Here is a 21,686-nt window from a genome sequence, read left to right on the forward strand (position 1 = left end):
CGTACGCGTACTCGTACTACCGGTGAGTAGCCCACGCTCTCTACGATGATGCTACCCACCGGTAATAAGATGCAACCCCTGGCCTGATATCTGTGACGCGAGCCGCACGCCCCGGGTCTTGTGTGACGCTCAGTCGCCGACCGTGTACTCCGGGTCGGTGTAGCAGGGCGAGGTCAGCGAGACCGAGAGGCTGTCGCGGGTCGCCTTCTCCCACTTCGACGCGTCCTTGTACGTCGAGGGGAGCAGCAGCTCGATCGTGGCCGTGTGGTGGTCCTTCTCGTGCTCCACGTCGAGCTGGAGCTGCTTGGCCTGCGACTTCGCCGGCTCGAAGCGGAGCACCTTCCATCCCTTGGCGGGCAGCTCCTGGTGGAGCCGTTCCATCGCCTGCTTCAGGGCGTCGGCGTCGGGGCCGTACATCGACCAGAAGTGGCGGACCCGGAAGCCGTCGTCCACCCCGTCGCAGGGGGAGGCGTCGGGCGCGCCGTTGTTCGCCTCGCGCAGGCCCGCCGTGTCGAAGATCGTGCTGGACCGTGAGCGGACCAGGTCCTTGGCCGCCGTGACCTTCATCGGCTGCGGCTCGTAGGGCAGGCCGGCGTCGTTGCTCATGGTGGTGCATCCCGTCGCGAGGAGAAGGGCGGCGGCGGTCAGGGCCCCGCCGGTGCGTGCGGTGGTGCGGCGGCTCATTGCGAGGTCACTTCCTGGTACCGGCCCGTGACGACGCGGGCCTGGTTGTTGAGGCTCTCGGTGCCGTTGTCCCAGTAGCCGCTGTGGCCGCGGGACCCGTCCGTGGCCACGATGTGCGCGCCGAAGTCGGGGTTGGTCGGTGTCAGCGGCTTCACGACGCTGGCGCCGTCGCCGTCGATGAACGACGGCAGGATGTCGATGTCCAGCTTCTTCGGCGCGTGGCCCCAGCCGCCGAGGTCCGGTACCGGGTCGCTGGTGACGAAGGGGATGTTGAAGCCGCCGTACTTGCCGTCGGTGACCCCGCCGGGCAGGTGCAGGCCCTTCAGGTAGGGGTCGCTGTCGGCCTCGGCGGCGTAGACGTGGCCCTTGGGCACGTCCAGGTCGGTGGCGCTGCCCACCTGCATGCCCGGGCTGCCGGCCACGAAGATGTCGTCGGCCGCCAGGTGGCCCTGGCGGGCGGCGGAGCCGATGACCGTGCTGCCGTAGCTGTGGCCGGTCACGGTCATGTGGGTCGCGTCGCCCTGGTGGGTGGCGCGCAGCCCGTCGACGAAACCGTTCAGCTTGGGGGCGCCGTCGTCGGCGTAGTGGCTGAACGGCGCGTCCTTGACGATGCTCTGCGGGGCGTCGTAGCCGAGCCAGGTGATCGTGGACACGCTCTGGCCGTTCGCCAGGTTGTCGCTGGCGCGCCAGAGGGTCTCCATGCGCTTGATGTCGCCGCCTATGCCCTCCAGGTTGGAGGTGGTGCCGGGCACGTACATCGCGGTGTGCGTCGCGGTGTCCGGATTGCCGTTGGCGACGATGGCGTGGCCGTTGCCCTGGGTGTCGAAACCGAGGAGGTACGCCTCGGGCAGCGGGCGCTCGCCGGGACGCTCGGACTGGCCCGTGCGGTCGAAGCGGGCCTGGATCGCGTCCATGCCCTTCTTCTGGGCGGTGAGCTCCTCGAAGCGGTCCCCGTACTTCTTGTCCCACTGGAGGTACTCGGGGTTCTTGATGACCGCCGGGTACTGGCCGCTGGGGTTCTGGATGTACTCCTGGGGCTGCTTCGGAATGGCGTTCAGGTCGAGCTGGGCCTGGGCACGGGTCTCGGCGAGGACCATCCGGTTGGCGTCGTCGCGGACCGCGGAGGGGATGCCGTCGAGCGCGCCGACGGACGCCGGGTAGAGCGTGGCGTACTCGTCACGCTGCTCCTGGGTCAGCCCGTTCCACCACTCGGCGTTCTCCTTCGGCGACTTGCCGTGCGGGATCTTGCCGTCGTCGGCGTACTTCCCGGCGGCTTCCTGGAGGGCCTTGGTGTCCTTGGCGGCGTCGGCGAGGGTCTCGTCGCTGACGGTGAGGCCGGGCTCGGCCCTCAGCTTGCGCAGGACGCCCGCGTACCGGCCGTCGATCTCGGCGGCCTCGCGCACCGCGTCGCCGATGCGCTGGGCGATGTCCTCGGCCTTGCCCTTGTTGGGGTCGGAGCTGCCGATGCCCTCGGCCTTGCCGGGCAGGAAGGGGACGGGCGCGCCGTCCTGGGCGGTGGCGGCGCCCGGCTTGAGGACGTAGGACTGGGTGGGGTACTCGACGGACCCGTCGGGCTTGACCGTGAACTTGAGGTTCTCGGCGTCCTCCAGCGCCTGCTTCAGCTTCCGCTGCGGTGCGGCGAGCTCGGAGGCCAGCCCGTTGAGCGCGGTGCGGATCAGCCCGCACTCGGCGTGCAGGTACTGGAAGTTGCGGCTCAGCTGCTGGACGTCGCCGGTGGCGGTCTTGGCGGCCTCGCCCTTCTGGGTGTCGTTGATCCGCGCGAACATGCCGTTGTCGACGCGGTCCTTGTCGACGTTGGCGCGGGAGCTGATCTTGCCCCAGCCGTCCGCCGCGTCCGTGTACTCGTTCAGCTTCACGTCGCGCAGCTGCTGCCAGGTGGGCATCCGGATCAGCCCTCCTTCTTCTGGGAGGGGGCGGGCGCCTCGGCGGCGATCTTGCGCTGGGTGTCGAGCTCGCGCTCGCCGAAGTCTCGGCCGGCGCTCTTGAGGGCGCTCTCCAGCCGTCCGCACTCGTCGCGGACGGCGGTGAGGCGGGTCTTCCAGGTGCCGAGGATCTCGCTCAGGGCGGCGGAGGAGTCGAAGCCGGCGGTCCCGCCGGTGACGCCCTCGTTCGCGGTGTCGAGGTCGGTGAGCGAGGTGGTGGTCGAGGTGCGCAGCTCGCCGGAGGTCTTGCCGGCACCGTGCCAGGGACCCTCGTCGGCCTTCAGGTTCGCGTCGCCGCCCCCGCCTCCACCGCTGTCCTCGGCGGGCAGACCCGCGAGGGTCATCGACGCCGGTTGTCCGGACGGCGCGGAGCCCCCGAACAGCTCGTCCCATTTGGCGTTCAGTGCCATGTTCCACCCCCGTGGCGGCCGGAAATTGCTCCCGCGAACCTAGCAAGAGAAGACGAACGGTGCGAAGACATGTGCGAAGGGCAGGTTCTTCGTCCGGGGCGGGGGCTGCCGGGCGCGGTCGCCGGGGGCCCTCAAGAGCGCCGGCCGAGACTTCGGCGAGCGCGAGCTCGACACCCAGCGCAAGATCGCCGCCGAGGCGCCCGCCCCCTCCCAGAAGAAGGAGGGCTGATCCGGATGCCCACCTGGCAGCAGCTGCGCGACGTGAAGCTGAACGAGTACACGGACGCGGCGACCGGGGGGCCGGCGCGTCGGCTCCGGCCGGTCCCGCCGGGGGCGGGGGCGGTGGCCCGGCCCGTTCCGCCGGGGTGTGCGCTCCGTCTCGGCCGACCCGAACCGCTCTGGGCCCGGCGCCCGCTCGATAGGCTGGGGGCATGTACGGATACGGCCAGCACGGCGACGGCAGCGCCGCCCAGCAGCAGTACGCCCATCCCCCGCAGCAGCCGATGCAGGGGGGCATGCAGGGCGGTGGCTACGGGCAGCAGCCTCCCCTCTACCCGGAGCCGTCGCCGCCGTCCCTGGCCGACGCCGTACGCGCCTTCACGACGGGCTCGCTGGCCGCCGAGGACTTCCAGCAGGTCTTCGCGACCTCCAAGGTCTACTGCCCCCGTGGGGACAACCCCGGTTTCCTGGCGCTGCACAACACCCAGCAGCCGGTGATCCCGATGTTCACCTCGCTCAAGGAGCTGCGGCGGTACGCGGGCAAGGAGTCGAAGTACTTCGTGATCACCGGCGCCGAGGTGATCGACCTGCTGCCGACCGGCTACGGCTTCGTCCTCGACATGGAGGGCGACCACCGCATGGTCTTCGACGCGAAGGCCGTGGAGCAGATGGTGGACTTCGCGATGCGCCGGATGTACGGCTGACGCGGGCTGTGCGTGTGTGGGAGCGCCCGGGAGGAATTCCTCCCGGGCGTTCCGCGTTCCGAGTGGCAGGAAGTTCATTGTTCAACTAAAGTGGTCGCACAAGGAGGTCCCGCCATGCCCGCTGTGACTGTCGAGAACCCGCTCACCCTGCCGCGCGTCGCCGCCCCGGCCGACGCCGCCCCCCGCCCCGTGCTCGCCGTGACCACGGCACCTTCCGGATTCGAGGGCGAGGGATTCCCGGTGCGCCGCGCGTTCGCCGGGATCAACTACCGCTACCTCGACCCGTTCATCATGATGGACCAGATGGGGGAGGTGGAGTACGCCCCCGGCGAGCCCAAGGGCACGCCCTGGCACCCCCACCGCGGCTTCGAGACCGTCACGTACATCATCGACGGCGTCTTCGACCACCAGGACTCCAACGGTGGTGGCGGCACCATCACCAACGGCGACACCCAGTGGATGACCGCCGGATCCGGGCTGCTGCACATCGAGGCCCCGCCGGAGTCGCTCGTCGTGAGCGGCGGACTCTTCCACGGGCTCCAGCTGTGGGTGAACCTGCCGGCCGAGGACAAGATGATGGCCCCGCGCTACCAGGACATCCGCGGCGGCCAGGTGCAGCTGCTGACCTCGCCGGACGGCGGCGCGCTCTACCGCGTCATCGCGGGCGACCTCGACGGCCACGCCGGCCCGGGCATCACGCACACCCCGATCACGATGATCCACGCGACCGTCCGGCCGGGCGCCGAGGTGACCCTGCCGTGGCGCGAGGACTTCAACGGTCTCGCCTACGTGCTGGCCGGCCGTGGCTCGGTCGGCGCCGACCGGCGTCCGGTCCACATGGGCCAGACCGCGGTCTTCGGCAAGGGCGGCTCGCTGACGGTCCGCGCGGACGAGAAGCAGGACGGGCACACCCCGGACCTGGAGGTCGTCCTGCTGGGCGGCCGGCCGATCCGCGAACCGATGGCGCACTACGGGCCGTTCGTCATGAACAGCCAGGCGGAGCTGCGGCAGGCCTTCGAGGACTTCCAGGCGGGCCGGCTCGGCACCATCCCGGCGGTGCACGGGATGGGCGAGTAGGCGACCCGTCGGAGACCCGCGCCGCGCACCGGAACCGTCCGGCGCGCGGCGCGCGGTTCTGCCGGGACCCGGTCACCACGCTCCGAAGGGACGGCCACCAGGCTCCGAGGCTTCGTGGCTCCGAGGGGAAGCGGTCACCGGTCTCCGAGGGGCGCGGCACGCGCCCTGACGGGACGTCACCCGTCCGGGTCCGTACCGCAGGACGACACGCCGCGGGGCGTGGTCCGGTGAACGGGTGCAGACGCAGCCGGAGCCGCCGAGACCCCTCCTTCCCGCGCCCGCGCGCCGTGCCGCCGCCTGGTGCGTCGTCGCGCTGCTGTTCATCGCGGTCGCCGCCGTCGGCATCTGGCTCTGCGTCGAACTCCAGACGGCCGTCACCCCCGTGCTGCTCGCCCTGCTCGGCACCGCCCTGCTCGGCCCCCTCTACCGGCGCCTGCTGCGCATGAAGGTGCAGAAGTCGCTGGCCGCCGCGCTCACGGTCCTGGCGGTCCTCGCCGTCGTCGGCGGCGCCGCCTACATCGTCGTCGTCGCCCTCATCGAGACCGGCGACCAGATCCTCGACTCGCTGCGGCAGGCCGCGACCGACATCGCCAAGCACCTCGGCGCGGCCGGCACCTCCCTCGACGACGTCGCGCGGAACGCGCAGTCGCTGCTCCAGAGATTCGGCGGGACCGCCGCCTCCGGGGTGATCTCCGGCCTCAGCGTCGTCGCCGAGCTGATCGCCACCGGAGTCCTCGCGCTGCTGCTGATCTTCTTCTTCCTCCGCGACTCCGACAAGGCGSCGGGCGCCCTGCGCTCCCTGGCCCCCTCGTCCACCGGCGACGCGGTCGAGGCGATGGCCCGCCGCGCCTTCGAGGCCGTGGAGGGCTTCATGCGCGGCACCACCTTCGTCGCGCTCGTCGACGCCGTCCTGATCGGCGTCGGTCTGCTGCTCCTGCGGGTGCCCGGCGCCGTCGGGCTCGCCGCGCTGGTCTTCGTCACGGCCTACATCCCGTACCTCGGCGCCTTCCTCTCCGGCGCGATCGCCGTCCTCGTCGCGCTCGCCGACCGCGGCGTGGTCATCGCCCTGTGGGTCCTCGGCGTCGTCCTCGCCGTCCAGGTCCTGGAGGGCTACGTGCTCCAGCCGATGGTCCAGAGCCGGACCGTCCAGATGCACCCCGCCGTGGTCATGCTCGCGATCACCGCCGGCGCGTCCGTGGCCGGGATCCTGGGGATGCTGCTGGCCGTCCCGCTGACGGCGGCGGCGTTCGGGGTGATCGGCGAGCTGCGCGGGCGGTACACCGCGGCGGAGGGACGGGCGCCGGAGGGACCAGGCTGACGGACGGCCCGGCCTCCGGCGTCGAGGACGTACCGGACCGACGCGTGCGCCGCCGCGGCCCGTACGCCCGCGCCGGGCCTCAGGCGGGCAGGCCGCCCGGCTCGAAGGACGCCAGGAGCTGTTCCAGCGCCACCTGGTCGGGCCCGACGAACGGGTCCTGGTCCGGCGCCATCGTGATCGTGTCGAGCATCGCGTCGGTCATGCGCACGGCCGGCGGCAGATGCGTGCTGAGCACGATCTCCGGGTTCATGTCCCGCAGCGGGGCGAGCGTCGCCCGGTACTTCCCGGGGTCCACGATGTGCACCCACGGGCTGTCCACCGTGGCCCACAGCAGCTGCGCGGCACGCAGCTCCTCCGGCTTGAGGTCGCTCGCATGCCCGCTCTCCGCGAGTTCGGCGGACGGCATCGGGCCGCCGAAGCAGTCGGAGCTGAAGCAGATCCGCGTCTTCTCGTCGTAGAAGCCGACGGTCGCCGGGTTGTCGAAGAGCGGCGGCCGGAAGCCCGTCAGGCTGCGGTCCCCGACGTCCAGGGACTGGCCCGGGTTGAGGAAGTACACCCGGTCCATCGGGAGCGGGCGCTCGGTGGACATGATCCCCGCGCCGAGGAAGGTGGTCACCACACGGGCCTTCGGGGCCGCCTCCAGCAGGTCGAAGAGGCCACCGGTGTGGTCGCGGTCGGGGTGGGTGAGCCAGATCCAGCGCACGTCGGCGGGGTCCATGACCGAACCGAGCGCGGCGACGAAGTCGCGGTCGGCGAGGGAGAGCCCGGTGTCGACGACGACCGGCTCCCGGGCGGTGAGGACGAAGGCGTTGGCCGGGATGTGGCCGATCCCCGGTACGTCGAGACTGTCGGCCAGGACGGTGGTGTCGCTTCCGACCCTGTGGATATCCATGGCGGGCTCCGTGGTCCCCCCGGCGGCCGTACCAGACCCAGTCTCCTCCGGTCCTCAGGTCGCCGCGCGGCGGCGACCCCGGACACCTGCCGGGGCACCGATCCCGGACACCTGCCGGGGCACCGACCTCGGACACCTGCCGGGGCACCGATCCCGGACACCTGCCGAGGGCGTCCACCCGGGAACGCCCGCCGTGGACCCGGGCCGAGGGCGCCCGGACCGTCCTACGCGGCGCCGTTCCCGTTCGGCGACACCGGGGGCTCGTTCAGCTCGAACCAGATCGACTTGCCCTCGCCCCGTGGATCCACGCCCCAGGCGTGCGCCAGCATCTCCATCAGCATCAGACCGCGCCCCGACGAGGCCAGTTCCCCCGGATGCCGCCGGTGGGGCAGCTCGTCGCTGGCGTCGGAGACCTCGACGCGCAGCCGGCGGGCCCCGCCGGCGCAGGTCACCTCGGCGACCACCAGCGCGTCCCCGTCCGTGTGGATGAGGACGTTGGTGACCATCTCGGACACCATCAGGACCGCCGAGTCGACCTGGTCCTCGTCGTTCCAGTCGTGCAGCAGCTGCCGCAGGTGCTGGCGGGCGGCGGCGATGCGCTGCTGCTCCGCCTGGGCGACGGTCATCATCGTGCGGCGCGGGGCCTGCGGGACGGCCGGGCCCTGCCGCGACAGGAGCAGGACCGCGATGTCGTCCTCGCGACGGTCCGCGAGCGGGCCGGTGGTGTGGTGCGAGCCCGGACCGTGGACGGCCTCCACCAGCCGGTCGGCCAGTTCCTCGAGGGACTTCCCGTCGTGCTCCTCGAGCAGCGCGCGCAGGCGCTCCCAGCCGGTGTCGAGGTCGTGTCCGCCGGTCTCCAGCAGTCCGTCGGTGCACATCATGAGCGTCTCGCCCGGCTCCAGCGTGAGCCGGGTCGTCGGGTAGTCGGTGTCCGGGTCGATGCCCAGCGGCAGGCCGCCGGCCGTCGGGCGCAGCAGAACCGTTCCGTCGGTCATCCGGACCGCCGGGTCGGGATGACCGGCCCGGGCGATGTCCAGCGTGCCGGTGACCGGGTCGATCTCCATGTAGAGGCAGGTCGCGAAGCGCGGGCCGCCGTTCCCCGCTCCCGCGCCCGCCTGCCCGTCCCCGTCCGGGCCGTATCCCGGGCCGTACCCCGGACCGTCAGCCTCGCCGTCGGTGATCCCGTAGAGGAAGCGCGAGGCGCGGGAGAGCACGGCGTCCGGGCGGTGGCCCTCGGAGGCGTACGCGCGCAGGGCGATGCGGAGCTGGCCCATCAGGCCGGCGGCGCGCACGTCGTGCCCCTGGACGTCGCCGATGACCAGGGCCATGCGCCCGCCGGGCAGCTGGATCATGTCGTACCAGTCGCCGCCGACCTGCAGCCCGCCGCCGGTGGGGACGTACCGGGCGGCGACCTGCAGGCCCGGGAGGCCGGGGCCGAGGACCGGCATCATCGTGCGCTGCAGTCCGAGCGACAGCTCCCGCTCGGACTCGGCGACACCCGCCCGGGCCAGCGCCTGGGCGAGCATCCTGGCGACGGTGGTGAGGACCGAGCGCTCGTCGGGGGTGAAGGCCACCGGGTGCTTGAAGGCGGCCATCCAGGCGCCCATGGTGCGCCCGGCGACGATCAGCGGGAGGTAGGCCCAGGACTGGCGGCCGAAGCGCCGGGCGAGCGGCCAGGTGACCGGGAAGCGCCGCAGGTACTCCTGCGGCGACGGCAGGTAGATGGCCCGGCCGGTCCGGGTGACCTCGGCGGCCGGATAGTCGGTGTCCAGCGACATCGAGCTGAAGGGGCCCTCGTCGCCCGCGCTGTGCCCGTGGTGGCCGATGATCGTCAGCCGGTCGCCCGCCATCCCGAAGACGGCGAGCCCGTCGGGCGAGAACCCCGGCATCGACAGCGAGGCGGCGACCCGCAGCACCTCGGCGGTCGACCGGGCCTCGGCCAGCGCCCGGCCCGCGTCCAGCAGGAACGCCTCGCGCGAACGGCGCCAGTCGCCGGTGACGGGGGTGCGGGCGGCGGTGCCGGGCTGCGGCTCGGCGACCTCCTGGATCGTGCCGACGAGCTGGTAGTCGGTGCCGTCCAGCAGCGGCTTGGACCGGCTCCGTACGGTACGGATCACCCGCCCCCGGTCGTCCATGATCCGCAGCCGGGCCTCGGCGAGCGTGCCCTCCACGACGGCCAGATGGACGACGCCGTCGATCTCGTTCCAGTCGACCGGATGAAAACGGGAGCGTACGGCCGCCTCGGTCAGCCGCGCGGGCTCGGCGGGCAGCCCGAGCAGCCGGGCCGCCTCGGCGTCGAGCGTGACGATCCCGGACGCGTTGTCCCAGCGCCACAGGCCGGTCGCGATCGCGGCCAGGACGTCCTCGGTGCGCATTGCCCCACTTTATGGAGAGCGGACCGCCGGTCGCCACTGAGAGTATCCGGAGGCCGATCCCGGGTGGCCCGGTACCCTTGACGGGCCTGGATCCTTCCGGGCTCCCACAGATTCCGAAGACTGGATGAACGACGATGCATCGGTACAGGTCCCACACCTGCGGCGAGCTCCGCGCCTCTGACGTCGGCACCGACGTCCGGCTGAGCGGCTGGCTGCACAATCGGCGCGACCTGGGCGGCATCCTCTTCATCGATCTGCGCGACCACTACGGCATCACGCAGCTCGTCGCCCGGCCGGGCACCGCGGCCGCCGAGGCCCTGGACAAGCTGACCAAGGAGACCGTCGTCCGCGTCGACGGCAAGGTCGTCTCGCGCGGCGCCGACAACGTCAACCCGGAGCTGGCGACCGGCGAGATCGAGATCGAGGCCGCCGAGATCGAGGTCCTCGGCGCGTCGAAGCAGATCCCCTTCACCATCAACGCCGACGACGGCGTCAACGAGGAGCGGCGCCTGGAGTACCGCTTCCTCGACCTGCGCCGCGAGCGCATGCACCGCAACATCATGCTGCGCTCCGCCGTCATCGCCTCCATCCGCTCCAAGATGGTGGCCCTCGGCTTCAACGAGATGGCGACGCCGATCCTGGCCGCGACCTCCCCCGAGGGCGCCCGCGACTTCGTGGTCCCGTCCCGTCTGAACCCGGGCAAGTTCTACGCGCTGCCGCAGGCGCCGCAGCAGTTCAAGCAGCTGCTGATGATCTCCGGCTTCGACCGCTACTTCCAGATCGCGCCGTGCTTCCGCGACGAGGACGCCCGCGCCGACCGCTCGCCGGGCGAGTTCTACCAGCTCGACGTCGAGATGAGCTTCGTCGAGCAGGAGGACGTCTTCCAGCCGATCGAGAAGCTCATGACCGAGATCTTCGAGGAGTTCGGCGGCGGGCGTCACGTCACCTCGCCGTTCCCGCGGATCCCGTTCCGCGAGTCGATGCTGAAGTACGGCAACGACAAGCCCGACCTGCGTACCGACCTGGAGCTCGTCGACATCTCGGACGTCTTCGAGAACTCCGAGTTCAAGGCGTTCGCGGGCAAGCACGTCCGTGCCCTGGCCGTCCCGGACACCGGCGACCAGCCGCGCAAGTTCTTCGACTCCCTGGGCGACTTCGCCGTCTCCCTCGGCGCCAAGGGCCTGGCCTGGGTCCGCGTCGGCGAGGGCAACGCCCTGACCGGCCCGATCGCCAAGTTCCTCACCGAGGAGAACGTCAAGGTCCTCGCCGAGCGTCTCGGCCTGGAGCCCGGCCACGCGATCTTCTTCGGCGCGGGCGAGTTCGACGAGGTCTCCAAGATCATGGGCCCGGTCCGGGTCGAGGCCGCCAAGCGCGCCGGCCGGTTCGAGGAGAACGTCTTCCGCTTCGCCTGGATCGTCGACTTCCCGATGTACGAGCGGGACGAGGAGACCGGCAAGATCGACTTCTCGCACAACCCGTTCTCGATGCCGCAGGGCGGCCTGGAGGCCCTGGAGACCCAGGACCCGCTGGACGTCCTCGGCTGGCAGTACGACATCGTCTGCAACGGCATCGAGCTGTCCTCCGGCGCGATCCGGAACCACGAGCCCGAGATCATGTTCAAGGCGTTCGAGATCGCGGGCTACTCCCGCGAGACGGTCGAGCAGGAGTTCGCGGGCATGCTCCGCGCCTTCGAGTACGGCGCCCCGCCGCACGGCGGCATCGCCCCGGGCGTCGACCGCATCGTGATGCTGCTGGCCGACGAGCCCAACATCCGCGAGACCATCGCCTTCCCGCTCAACGGCAACGCCCAGGACCTCCTGATGGGCGCCCCGACGGAGCTGGACGAGGCGCGCCTGCGCGAGCTGAACATCCAGCTGCGCAAGCCGGTCGCGAAGGAGAAGCCGGCCGACGACCGCCCGATCACGGACGCGGTCCACCCGGACGCCGCCCGCTAGGGCGGAAGCATCCCCGAAGGGGCCCGGACCGCGCAGGCGGTCCGGGCCCTTTCGTGCTTTTCCGGGTGGGATGGTGCCGATGTCTGGGCACGCGGAATTTGCCGGTGGTACAACCGACGCACGGTGTTCGCTCGATCTGTCGGGGGAAGTGTGGGCAACGAGACGCGCATGGGGACCGAGACTCAGCAGCAGGCGGCCGAGGAGGCGTTACGCCTCTGGTTACCGCACGCCGAGTGGGAGCTGATCCCCCTGCCGCAGGGGCGGTCCGGGGCGGCGGTGGCCGGGGTCGACATCAGCGGTGACACCAGTGAGCTGGCGCCGGGCATCTACGTCCTGAGGGTCGGGCCGGACGACGACCGGCAGACCCAGCCGAACGTCCGGGCCGCGCACGACCTGCTGAGGGCGCCCTCGCAGGACTTCGCCCGGGACCACATCCCGCGCCTCGTCCATCTCCATCCCACGGGGGAGGGCGAGCAGCGCCTGGTGGTCACCCTCCACGAGGCGGCCGGCGGCGGCCTGCGCCGCTACGTCTCCCCACGCACCCGCTCGACCGGACTGCTGCGGACCGCGCGGCGGCTGTCCGTGGAGCTGCTGACCGCCTGGTCCGCGCCGCACGACATGCGGCGGAAGACCCCGCACGAGCTGCTGGTCGACCTGGTGGGGCCGGATCGGGCGACCGCCTGCCTCGACGCCGCCGAGGCGTTCTTCCCCGGCGGCCGGACGACCGTCAGCGGCGACCTCGCCTTCCTGGACCCCCGGCAGATCCTGGGTCCCGAACAGGCCGGGCCGCAGCGCGTCATGTACGGCACCTGCCACGGCGACCTCAACACCGGCAACCTCCTCGTGCCGGTGGACGAGCGGGCCGACACCGACACCGGGTACTCGATCGTCGACCTCGCCCGGGCGCACTCCGGAGCCGTCGGGTTCGACCTCGCGTATCTGGAGGTCAGCGTTCTGGTCAATCTGATGCCGGACCTCTCGCCCGCGGTCCTCGCCCGTTGTCTGAAGAGCGCCGAGGACGCCGTCCGCCGGTCCGTGCCGGACGACACCGACTGGCTCATGGGCTTCCTGGAGGAGTCCCGTCGGGGTGCGCACGAGTGGATCTCCGGTCAGCAGGGTCGGCTGGACCAGCTCAACCACCAGTTCCTGCTGGTCCGGATGATCGCCGGGCTCCTGTGGGCGCAGCGATTCCCCTCGGACGGCTCGCGGGCACGGCTCTGTCTCGCCTACGCCGGGTACTACGCCCTGCGCTACAACGGGGTGCTCGGTGAGGACGAGGCAGCGTCGTCACCGGACACCGACACCGACACCGACACCGACTCGGACTCCGACCGCCGACGCCGGGAGGAGGCCGAGGAGGACCTCTGGCAGTCGTTGTGGGAGACGACCTCGGGCTTCGCCCCGCACGCCGCCCGCTACGTCCTGATAGCCGAGCGCATGCCGCAGGCCGCCACGGTCGCCTCGCTCGGACGGATTCCGTGGTCGCTGGTCGTGGACCTCGATCCTCGCTCGGACGGTGACGGGTTGCGCCACCGGGCAGGTCCGGTGCTGGAGGCCCAGCGCGCGGTCCACCTCTACACCCGTGAACAGCCGATGGTCGACTACGCCCGCGGCACCGCCTGGATGCTGGCCGTCGGCTCCGTCCTGCGCAACGAGCCCCCCGACGACCTGCGCAACTGGGGATACCGGCGCCTCGGCTCGGTACGCCAGTCGGCCTCCTCGTTCCGGCAGGCAGTCGGAGACACCCCGGTCTTCGTCGTGGTCCTGGAAGGGGACGGCCGGAACGCGCCGGGCACGGAACGGGACCGGCTGCTGCGTGTGATCGAGGCCGTGGACGAGGGCCTTCAGGGCCACGGCACCTTTCTGCACGTGGGACCGTCGGCCCTGGGCACGGGGGTGGAGAGCACATCGCTGCCGCTGCCGCTCCCGGCCCTGCTCGACCGGCTCACGGAGACGCTCGGGATGGCGCCGGAGCAGGTCGACTTCACCGTGCCGGCCCTCGACAAGGGCACGGCGGCGATCTCGCCCGAGACGATGCAGAAGCTCCGGGAGCATCTCGTCGTGCTCCACGACGGCATCGAGCTGACGGTCACGCCGTCGGGGAACCGCCACAACGACGAGTTCTGGCGCGGCGGACTGATCAGCTGGGCCGATCTCGACGTCGGCCGTGACGTGCCCCGCACGGTCACCGAGAGCCTGGTGGCGACCCTGCGCGACACGCTGGAACAGCACCGCACCCGAACCGTCCTGCTGCACCACAAGCCGGGTACCGGTGGGACCACGGTGGCGCTGCGCGCCGCATGGGACCTGCACCACGAGTACCCGGTGGCCGTGCTGCCGCACGGCGTCACCGTCGACCGCGCCCGTGTCCCGCTCATCGCCGACCGGCTGAACCTGCTCTACAGCAGGACGCAGACGCCGGTGCTCCTGGTCGCCGAGTCGGGGGACCTCAGCGAGTCGGACCGTGAGGCGCTCTACCAGGAGCTCGCCAAGCGCGGTGCCCGGGTGACGGTGCTCTACGTCCGCCGGGGAGTCGGCGACGCGGGCCAGGGGACCCTGGAGGTGGGAGAGTCCCTGAACGCCACGGAGACACGGGACTTCGAGCGGCGGTACAGCGAACTCGTCCTCGAACCCGCCCGGATCGGCCAGCTCAAGCAGCTCTCCCGGAAACAGTACGAGCGCTACCGGACGCCCTTCTTCTACGGACTGATCACCTTCGAGCGGAAGTTCACCAAGCTCTCCGACTACGTCAAGACCCATCTGGAGCAGGTCAGGGGTCGGGCGGGCGACGTGATGCTGTACCTGGCGCTGGTGACGGTCTTCTCGAACACCGGCCTGCAGCGCGAACTCGTCCACAAGCTGATGCGCCACTCCTCGACCACCTCGTACCTGGAGCTCGCCGACGTGCTGGGGCCGGAGGCCGCGCGGCTCGTGGCCGTGCGTTCCGGCCGGGTCCGGCTGCAGCACCAGCTGATCGCCGAACAGGTGCTGGCCGGACTGCTCAACGACGACCGCTGGGAGTACTACCTCAAGGACAAGTCGATCGACTTCATCGAGGCCCTCGCCCACACCACCGACGTGTCGTCGGACCCGGTCCGGGTGTTGCTGCGACAGATGTTCGTGGAGCGGCAGGGCGGCACCGTGGAGGGTGTGGAGGACCGCGGCTACTTCGCCCCGCTCATCGAGCGCCTCGACACCAACTCGGCCCACGAGGTGCTCAGGTCGCTGACCCACCACATTCCCGACGAGCCGCACTTCTGGAACCACCTCGGACGCCACCAGATGTACGGGCTGGACCGCGAGTACGACAAGGCGGAGGAGTACGTGTCGCGCGCCGTCGCGCTCGCCGAGAACGACTTCATCCACCACCACACCCTGGGACTCACCCGCCGGGGCATCCTCAAGCAGGAGCTGAAGCGGGCCCAGCCGCGCGGGGTGACGGCCGTGCGCAGGGCCGTCGAGGAGCACTACGAGCGCACCGTGGAGTGCTTCGAGACCTCCCGCCGGCTCAACCGCGAGAACCTGCACGGCTACATCACGCACGTCCAGACGATCATCACCGTCGCCCAGACGTTCAAGGCCGCCGCCCGGATCCGCTCGATCGCGGAGCTGGACACCGCTGCCGGGGACTGGGTGGCCGAGAAGGTCGGCGAGGCCAACGCACTGCTCCACGAGGCGACGCAGGCCTACGGCACGCTCGACGACCAGGACAGCTACGTCGTGCGCTGCCGGGCCGACATCAGGCAGCTGTACGGCGACCTGGACGCGGTCGTGGAGATGTGGGAGGTGGCCGTGACCGGGCGGCGGTCGACTCCCATGGTGCAACGGGCCCTCGCCCAGGCCTACTACCTCCGCGGGGAGGGCCGTTGGCGCAACCTGGGCCATGCGGAGCTGAGGCGCGTCGCGGAGCTGGCCCGGCAGAACCTCGCCCGGTACGACTGCCGCGAGGAGGACTACCGACTCTGGTTCGAGGCGTACAAGCAGCTGCCGGAGTTCGACGTCAACGAAGCGTTGTCCCAGCTCCAGTTGTGGTCGGACCGCTTCCCGTCCTGGCGCGCCCACTACTACCGCTACTGCCTCCTGTTCCACCTGTGGTTCACCACGCGGAGCAACCACGTCGAACCCTTCCGCCACGAACAGCAGCAGAGTCGCGAGCTGGTCTTCGGCCGCTCCAAGTGGTCGTACCTGTGGCTGGCGAAGGGGCCCCAGTGGTACCCCGTGATCGCCGACAGCGACCTCGGCGAGTGGGACCGCAAGAAGACGTTCTGGAAGCACACCGACCAGCTCCAGCGGGTCAACGGCCTCATCGACGTCATGCGCAACCCCTGGAGCGGGGACATCAAGCTGGACGGCTCGGTGACCGCCTTCTTCGTGCCCAACCGCGGCGAGTTCCTCCCCGACGGCGACGAGAACACAGAGGTCAACTTCTTCCTCGGCATGAGTCCGGACGGTCTCCAGGCGTGGGAGGTGCGGAGGGGACACCTGCCGCACGCGGTCTCGGCGCGCGACGCGATCGGACCGGCCGCCCTGCCCGCCGCGGTGCCGGCTCCGGCCGCTCCCGAGCAGGCGCGGGTGTCCACCGACGCGCTGTCCGCCCGGGCCGCGCAGATCCGCGACGACCAGAAGCTGGCCTACATCCTGTCCCTGCTCAAGGCCTGGCAGGAGGTGGACCAGACGCCGCGGCTGTCGGCGCTGACCGAACGGGTCAGTGCCCGGTACCGGTACGACGCGGCCGACGTCGAGGCCCTCCTGGAGCGTTCGAACCAGGTCCACTACATCGGCGGCGGCGACGATCCGGAGATACGGCTCGGCGAGGCCGTGCCGCGCCGGCAACCGGTCGCCCGCACGGGACAGGCGGCGCCCAAGCGCCTGGTCGTCCGGCCCGGACAGAAGGTCCTGGGACGCGTCCTGCAGGTCTACGAGGCGAAGAGAACCGTGACCGTGGTGTACGCCGACGAGCAGTGGGCGACCCTGCACTTCGAGGACATCGTCAGCCCGCCGGGCGAGGTCCCCCTGCGGGGGCAGCTCCTGTGGATGGAGCGCGAGCTGGACCAGCGGGGCGGCTGCCTGGCCCGCGAGGTGGAACTGCTGCCGCTCAACTCCACCAAGGTCGACGACGAGCTGATCGCCGAGGACGCGCTGCTGGAGCGGATCGAGAGCGACCTGCGCGACGAGCTGGAGGCCCGGCTCGGGGGCGGCGCCCACCGTGTGTCCGAGGCGGAGATGGCCGAGTGGCTGGAGGACCGGTTCACCGGATGCCTGCCGCTCGCCGAACGGCTCGGCCTCGGCGACCTGTCCGGGCTGTGGAGCGGTCTCGACTGGCTCCGGCGCGACGGCAGCGGCCGTACGGCCACGCTCTCGCCGGCCACCACGGCCGTGTTCGGCCGGGTGAGCCTGCCCGCCGTGGGCGGTCGGGTGCCCGCGGCACGCTCCGGCAAGCCGCTGCCCCGGTTCGGCGAGGCGCTGGGCGCGGCGGTCGACGGCCTGCGGCAGCGCGACGGTACCGCCGCCCCGACCTTCGGCGCGGTGATGGGGGCGCTCAAGTCCGCCCTCGGCCAGGACTTCACGCGGGTCGTCGGTCCCCACGGCGGGAGGTCGCTGCGCAACAGGATCCTGAAGGAACCGGGCTGGGAGCTGGTGGGCAAGCCGCCCCTCCCGGACGTGGTGCGGCGGCAGGCCGACTCGCTCCTCAGGGACGCGGTGGACTCGATCGAGGCCCGGGGGCAGGAGGCCACCCTGGCGTCGGTGGGGGTCGCCCTGCGGGAACGGCTCGCCGACGACTACGACAGCACCGTGGGCCGCTCCCTGAAGCGCTGGCTGGAGCGGCAGCCGGGCTGGGAGGTACGGGAGGAACGCCCCGGTCACGAGGTGGCCCGGTTCGTGGGCGACGCCGTGCCGGCGCCGGTGGGCGCGCCGGAGGACGGGGGGCCCGCGGAGGCATCCACGGCTCCTCCGGTGGAGCCGGACGTCGCGAAGGACCTGGAGGAGGTCGTCGCCGCGCTGGCCGCCGAGGGCGGGATGGCCCCGCTCACCGGGGTCGGCAGCCGGTTGCGGGCCCTGTGGGGCTCCGAGACCTACAAGAGGGTGATCTCCGGACGGCGCCTCCCGGGGCTCGCGGCGGCCCACGGCTGGGAAGTCTTCGAGATCCGGCCCGACGTGCACGGTCTGCGACGGCCCGAGTCCTCGTCGGGCGAGGAGGGGGAGACCCGGTGACGGACGTCTCGCGGACGAGTACGGCCGCCCTGCTGGACTGCGTCGCGGCCCAGGAGGGGACCGCCCCGGTCACGGTGGAGGAGCTGGGGCGTAGGGCGGGACTGGCACCCACGGAGGCGGCGACCGCGGTGCCCACCGTGCTGGCGCTCGTGGGAGCGTTCGGCGTGCTGCGGGAGGAGACGACACCGTCCGGTGCTCCGGCCGTGGCGGTGATCAGCCCGGCCGCGGCGTACTTCCTGCGGGGTCTGGCCGCCTACATCCGCTCCGGGCACGCGGTCCTCGACAACTGGGAACGCGCGGGCACGGAAGCGGGCCCCTACACCGACGGCCAGGTGCTGGCCGGACCGCAGTTCCTCTACCTGACGGAGAGCAGGCGCCTCGCCCTGGACGCCGACGCCGTGCCGCTGCGCGAGGTGGAGGTCGTCCAGGTCGTCGTCAAGGCCCGGCACCGGGGCGGCGGCGGCCGGGCCCGGTACCTCTTCCAGTACGACGAACGGGCTCGCCAGTACCAGCTGCCGGGTGGCCACGTCCGTGCCTCGGACGCCGATCACCGGGCCGCGGCGATCCGGGAACTCGAGGAGGAGCTGGCGGGCTACCGCCATCGGGCCGACCGGGACGTCCTCACCGAGCTGGGGACCGTCGAGGCCGTCCAGCCGTCCCGCACCTTCGGTGCCGTCAGTGGATACCGCGTCACGTTCTTCCAGCTGAGAACCGATGCGGAGCGACTGCTGCTGGGGCCGGGCGCTCACTGGGCCGCCGAGGAGGAGGTCCTCGACCCCGGATTCCGTATCGGCCGCGCGAGCCTCAACGTCACCGCGCTGGCCCGGCTGGACGCCGGCCTCCCGGGCGGCCTCACCGGCCTTCCGCTCAGCGTTCCCGATCCGCTGCGCCGCACGTTGCGCCAGGTCGTCCGGGACCGCCCCTGGGAAGCCGCCGGTCTCGCGGTGGGCGTCATCGGCCTGGTCGTGTCACTGATCCCGCTGCTCCTGTGACCGAGCCCTCCCCGGCGGTCGGGCGCGGAGCGCGGGGCGGGGCGGAACACGGAAGACGGAAGGAGGGGACCCCGCCCGGGGGTCCCCTCCTTCCGGTGACTCACTGGTCCTTCTTCGGCTCCTCCAGGCGCGGGAAGAGCACCGCGCCCTTCGTGACCGTCGCGCCCGCGGGGAGCGTGCCCCACGTGCCGGCGTCCTGGACCGGCTGGTCGGCCAGGGGGCCCAGGGCGGGCTCGGCGCCGAGGGACTCCCAGAGCTTCTGGGAGGTCTCCGGCATGACCGGGTTGAGCAGGACCGCGACCGCGCGGAGCGACTCGGCGGCCGTGTACAGGATCGTCGCCAGGCGGGCGCGGCCCGCCTCGCTGTCGTCCTTCGCGACCTTCCAGGGCTCCTGCTCCGTGATGTAGCCGTTGACCTGCTTCACGAAGTCGAAGATCGCCAGGATGCCGGCCTGGAAGTCCAGCTCCTCGCCGATCTTCCGGTCGGCCGTGGCGACGGCCGCGGCCAGGCCCTCGTGGATCGCCTTCTCCGCGTCGCCGTCGGCCGTCGCGGCCGGCAGGGCGCCCTCGAAGTACTTGCCGACCATGGCCGCCACGCGCGAGGCGAGGTTGCCGTAGTCGTTGGCGAGCTCGGAGGTGTAGCGGGCGGCGAAGTCCTCCCAGGAGAACGAGCCGTCCTGGCCGAACGCGATCGCGCGCAGGAAGTACCAGCGGTAGGCGTCCACGCCGAAGTGCGAGGTCAGGTCCTGCGGCTTGATGCCGGTCAGGTTCGACTTCGACATCTTCTCGCCGCCGACCATCAGCCAGCCGTTGGCCGCGATCCGGCCCGGGACGGGCAGGCCCTGAGCCATCAGCATCGCCGGCCAGATCACCGCGTGGAAGCGCAGGATGTCCTTGCCGATGAGGTGGACGTTCGCCGGGAAGGTCTCGTCGAACTTCTGCTGGTTCGTGCCGTAGCCCACGGCCGTCGCGTAGTTCAGCAGCGCGTCGATCCACACGTAGATCACGTGCTTCTCGTCCCACGGCACGGGGACGCCCCAGTCGAAGGTGGAGCGCGAGATCGAGAGGTCCTGCAGGCCCTGCTTCACGAAGTTCAGGACCTCGTTGCGGGCCGACTCCGGCTGGATGAAGTCCGGGTTCGCCTCGTAGAACTCGACCAGCCGCGGGCCGTACTCGCTCAGCTTGAAGAAGTAGTTCTCCTCCTTGAGGATCTCCACCGGCTTCTTGTGGACCGGACACAGCTTCGTGCCGTCCTCGGCCTCGATGAGATCACCGGGGAGCTTGTACTCCTCGCAGCCCACGCAGTACGGGCCCTCGTATCCGCCCTTGTAGATCTCGCCCTTGTCGTACAGGTCCTGCACGAACTCCTGCACGCGGTCGGTGTGACGCTTCTCCGTCGTCCGGATGAAGTCGTCGTTCGCGATGTTCAGGTGCTCCCAGAGAGGCTTCCACGCCTCCTGGACGAGCTTGTCGCACCACTCCTGCGGGGTGACCCCGTTCGCCTCCGCGGTGCGCATGATCTTCTGACCGTGCTCGTCCGTGCCGGTGAGGTACCACACCTTCTCGCCGCGCTGACGGTGCCAGCGCGTGAGCACGTCGCCTGCGACGGTCGTGTAGGCGTGGCCCAGGTGAGGAGCGTCGTTGACGTAGTAGATGGGGGTCGACACGTAGTACGACTTCACGTCGTTCGCCCCCTGCTTCTCGGATCCAGTGGCCGCCATGGTCGAAATCCTAACGGCCTGGCGAAGATCCACTCACATCGTTAAGCGGCGGCGGGAGCACGGAGACGTCCGCGAAACGTTCCCCGGCGTAGAAAGCCTCATGCGGAGCAACGAGGAAACGGACACGCGAGACATGCGAGTACTGGTCGCCGAGGACGAGGTGGTCCTCGCGGAGCTGGTCGCCACCGGACTGCGGCGGGCCGGTTTCGCCGTCGACACCGTCTACAGCGGCGACGCCGCCCTCGCCTACCTGGGGCTGCACGACTACGACGTCGTCGTCCTCGACCGTGACCTGCCGCGCGTCCACGGCGACGACGTGGCCCGCCGGCTGGTCGCCGGGGCGTCCCGGACCAGGATCCTGATGCTGACCGCGGCCGCCGGACTGGAGGACCGGGTCGAGGGTCTCGACCTGGGCGCCGACGACTACCTGGGCAAGCCCTTCGAGTTCCCGGAGCTGGTGTCGCGGGTGCGGGCCCTGCGGCGCCGGGCGGCCCGGCCGCCGGTCCCGCCCCTCCTGGAGAAGGGCGGGCTGCTGATGGACACCGTCCGCCGGACGGCCGCGCGGGACGGGCGGGACCTCGACCTGTCCCCCAAGGAGTTCTCCGTGCTCCAGATCCTGCTGGAGGCGGACGGCGCCCCCGTCTCGGCCGAGGAGCTCCTCGAACGGGCCTGGGACCTGCACGCCGACCCCTTCACCGCCGCGGTGCGGGTCTGCATGAGCAAGCTGCGCGCCAAGCTGGGCGAGCCGGGCCTCATCCGCACGGTGCAGGGCGTGGGGTACGTGCTGTGAGCGGCGGACCGATCGGTTCGGGGTCGACCATCCGCACCCGGATCGCGCTCGTCTACGGCGCCGTCTTCGTGGTTCTCGGCGGCTGTCTGCTCGGCGTGGTCAACCTGCTCTCCCGGGCCGGTACGGAGGGGGAGGCGGAGGCCATCGCGGCGCGCGTCCGGGTGGTGCGGGCGGTGCCGCTCTCCGAGGCGCCCGTGCAGAGCGTCTCCGCGTACCAGCTCAGCGACGACGTCAGCCGGGCCGCCGGCGAGCAGATGCTGATGTGGTCGTGCCTGTCCCTCGTAGTCATGGCGATGTGCGCCGTCGTCGTCGGGTGGTGGACGGCCGGGCGGGTGCTGCGTCCGGTGCACGAGATGACCGCGCGGGCGCGTCGGCTGGCCGAGCGGGACCTGCG

The 21,686-nt window shown here is 71.4% G+C and carries 13 protein-coding genes and 1 pseudogene; 8 read left to right on the forward strand and 6 right to left on the reverse strand.

Annotation, left to right across the window (positions count from 1 at the left end; translation table 11 throughout):
• Positions 1-129: 129 nt before the first annotated feature.
• From EAO71_RS19375 to EAO71_RS19385, 3 genes are read right to left on the reverse strand one after another with little or no spacing between them, the layout of a single operon-like run.
• Positions 130-684 (reverse strand): hypothetical protein, encoded by a 555-nt coding sequence (locus EAO71_RS19375; RefSeq protein ID WP_147978855.1) that lies wholly within the window; start codon positions 682-684, stop codon positions 130-132.
• Positions 681-2,588, reverse strand: a complete 1,908-nt coding sequence (locus EAO71_RS19380; protein ID WP_147978856.1) for an alpha/beta hydrolase — start codon at positions 2,586-2,588, stop codon at positions 681-683. Before EAO71_RS19380 ends, EAO71_RS19375 begins: the two co-directional genes overlap by 4 nt.
• Before the next feature lie 5 nt (positions 2,589-2,593).
• Positions 2,594-3,037 (reverse strand): hypothetical protein, encoded by a 444-nt coding sequence (locus EAO71_RS19385; protein ID WP_147978857.1) that lies wholly within the window; start codon positions 3,035-3,037, stop codon positions 2,594-2,596.
• A gap of 431 nt (positions 3,038-3,468) precedes the next feature.
• On the opposite strand from EAO71_RS19385, the gene EAO71_RS19390 reads away from it, so the two are divergent.
• From EAO71_RS19390 to EAO71_RS19400, 3 genes are all read left to right on the forward strand, one after another.
• On the forward strand, positions 3,469-3,960 hold the full coding sequence (locus tag EAO71_RS19390; RefSeq protein ID WP_147978858.1) for an SseB family protein: 492 nt from the start codon (positions 3,469-3,471) through the stop codon (positions 3,958-3,960).
• Positions 3,961-4,074: 114 nt separating this feature from the next.
• Positions 4,075-5,037, forward strand: coding sequence for a pirin family protein (locus EAO71_RS19395; RefSeq protein WP_147978859.1), 963 nt, complete (start codon positions 4,075-4,077; stop codon positions 5,035-5,037).
• A 235-nt stretch (positions 5,038-5,272) separates the two neighbouring features.
• Positions 5,273-6,355: an AI-2E family transporter gene (locus tag EAO71_RS19400; RefSeq protein ID WP_147978860.1), complete on the forward strand. Its 1,083-nt coding sequence runs from the start codon at positions 5,273-5,275 to the stop codon at positions 6,353-6,355.
• Positions 6,356-6,434: 79 nt separating this feature from the next.
• Here the strand turns inward: EAO71_RS19400 and EAO71_RS19405 are convergent, their stop codons facing one another.
• Both EAO71_RS19405 and EAO71_RS19410 read right to left on the reverse strand, forming a co-directional pair.
• Complete coding sequence (locus tag EAO71_RS19405; protein ID WP_147978861.1) at positions 6,435-7,247, reverse strand: MBL fold metallo-hydrolase; 813 nt, start codon at positions 7,245-7,247, stop codon at positions 6,435-6,437.
• Positions 7,248-7,471: 224 nt separating this feature from the next.
• Positions 7,472-9,622, reverse strand: coding sequence for an ATP-binding SpoIIE family protein phosphatase (locus EAO71_RS19410; protein WP_147978862.1), 2,151 nt, complete (start codon positions 9,620-9,622; stop codon positions 7,472-7,474).
• A 134-nt stretch (positions 9,623-9,756) separates the two neighbouring features.
• Between EAO71_RS19410 and aspS the strand changes: the two genes are divergently transcribed.
• The 3 genes from aspS to EAO71_RS19425 all read left to right on the forward strand — a co-directional run bounded on the left by aspS (position 9,757) and on the right by EAO71_RS19425 (position 18,782).
• Positions 9,757-11,577, forward strand: coding sequence for an aspartate--tRNA ligase (gene aspS / locus EAO71_RS19415; RefSeq protein WP_147978863.1), 1,821 nt, complete (start codon positions 9,757-9,759; stop codon positions 11,575-11,577).
• Positions 11,578-11,745: 168 nt separating this feature from the next.
• Positions 11,746-17,790: a P-loop NTPase gene (locus tag EAO71_RS37775; RefSeq protein WP_187282708.1), complete on the forward strand. Its 6,045-nt coding sequence runs from the start codon at positions 11,746-11,748 to the stop codon at positions 17,788-17,790.
• Positions 17,787-18,782, forward strand: coding sequence for an NUDIX hydrolase (locus EAO71_RS19425; protein ID WP_147978864.1), 996 nt, complete (start codon positions 17,787-17,789; stop codon positions 18,780-18,782). The genes EAO71_RS37775 and EAO71_RS19425 overlap by 4 nt, the downstream gene beginning before the upstream one ends.
• 100 nt (positions 18,783-18,882) lie before the next feature.
• Here the strand turns inward: EAO71_RS19425 and metG are convergent, their stop codons facing one another.
• Complete coding sequence (gene metG, locus EAO71_RS19430; RefSeq protein ID WP_147978865.1) at positions 18,883-20,502, reverse strand: methionine--tRNA ligase; 1,620 nt, start codon at positions 20,500-20,502, stop codon at positions 18,883-18,885.
• A gap of 133 nt (positions 20,503-20,635) precedes the next feature.
• Here metG and EAO71_RS19435 point away from each other — a divergent pair, with 133 nt between their 5' ends.
• Both EAO71_RS19435 and EAO71_RS19440 read left to right on the forward strand, forming a co-directional pair.
• Positions 20,636-21,292: a response regulator transcription factor gene (locus EAO71_RS19435; protein ID WP_147978866.1), complete on the forward strand. Its 657-nt coding sequence runs from the start codon at positions 20,636-20,638 to the stop codon at positions 21,290-21,292.
• Positions 21,289-21,686 (forward strand): annotated as a pseudogene (locus EAO71_RS19440) (HAMP domain-containing protein); the annotation flags it as partial. The gene EAO71_RS19435 and the pseudogene EAO71_RS19440, both read left to right, overlap by 4 nt.

Source organism: Streptomyces sp. MS191 (assembly GCF_008042125.1).
Lineage (GTDB): Bacteria > Actinomycetota > Actinomycetes > Streptomycetales > Streptomycetaceae > Streptomyces.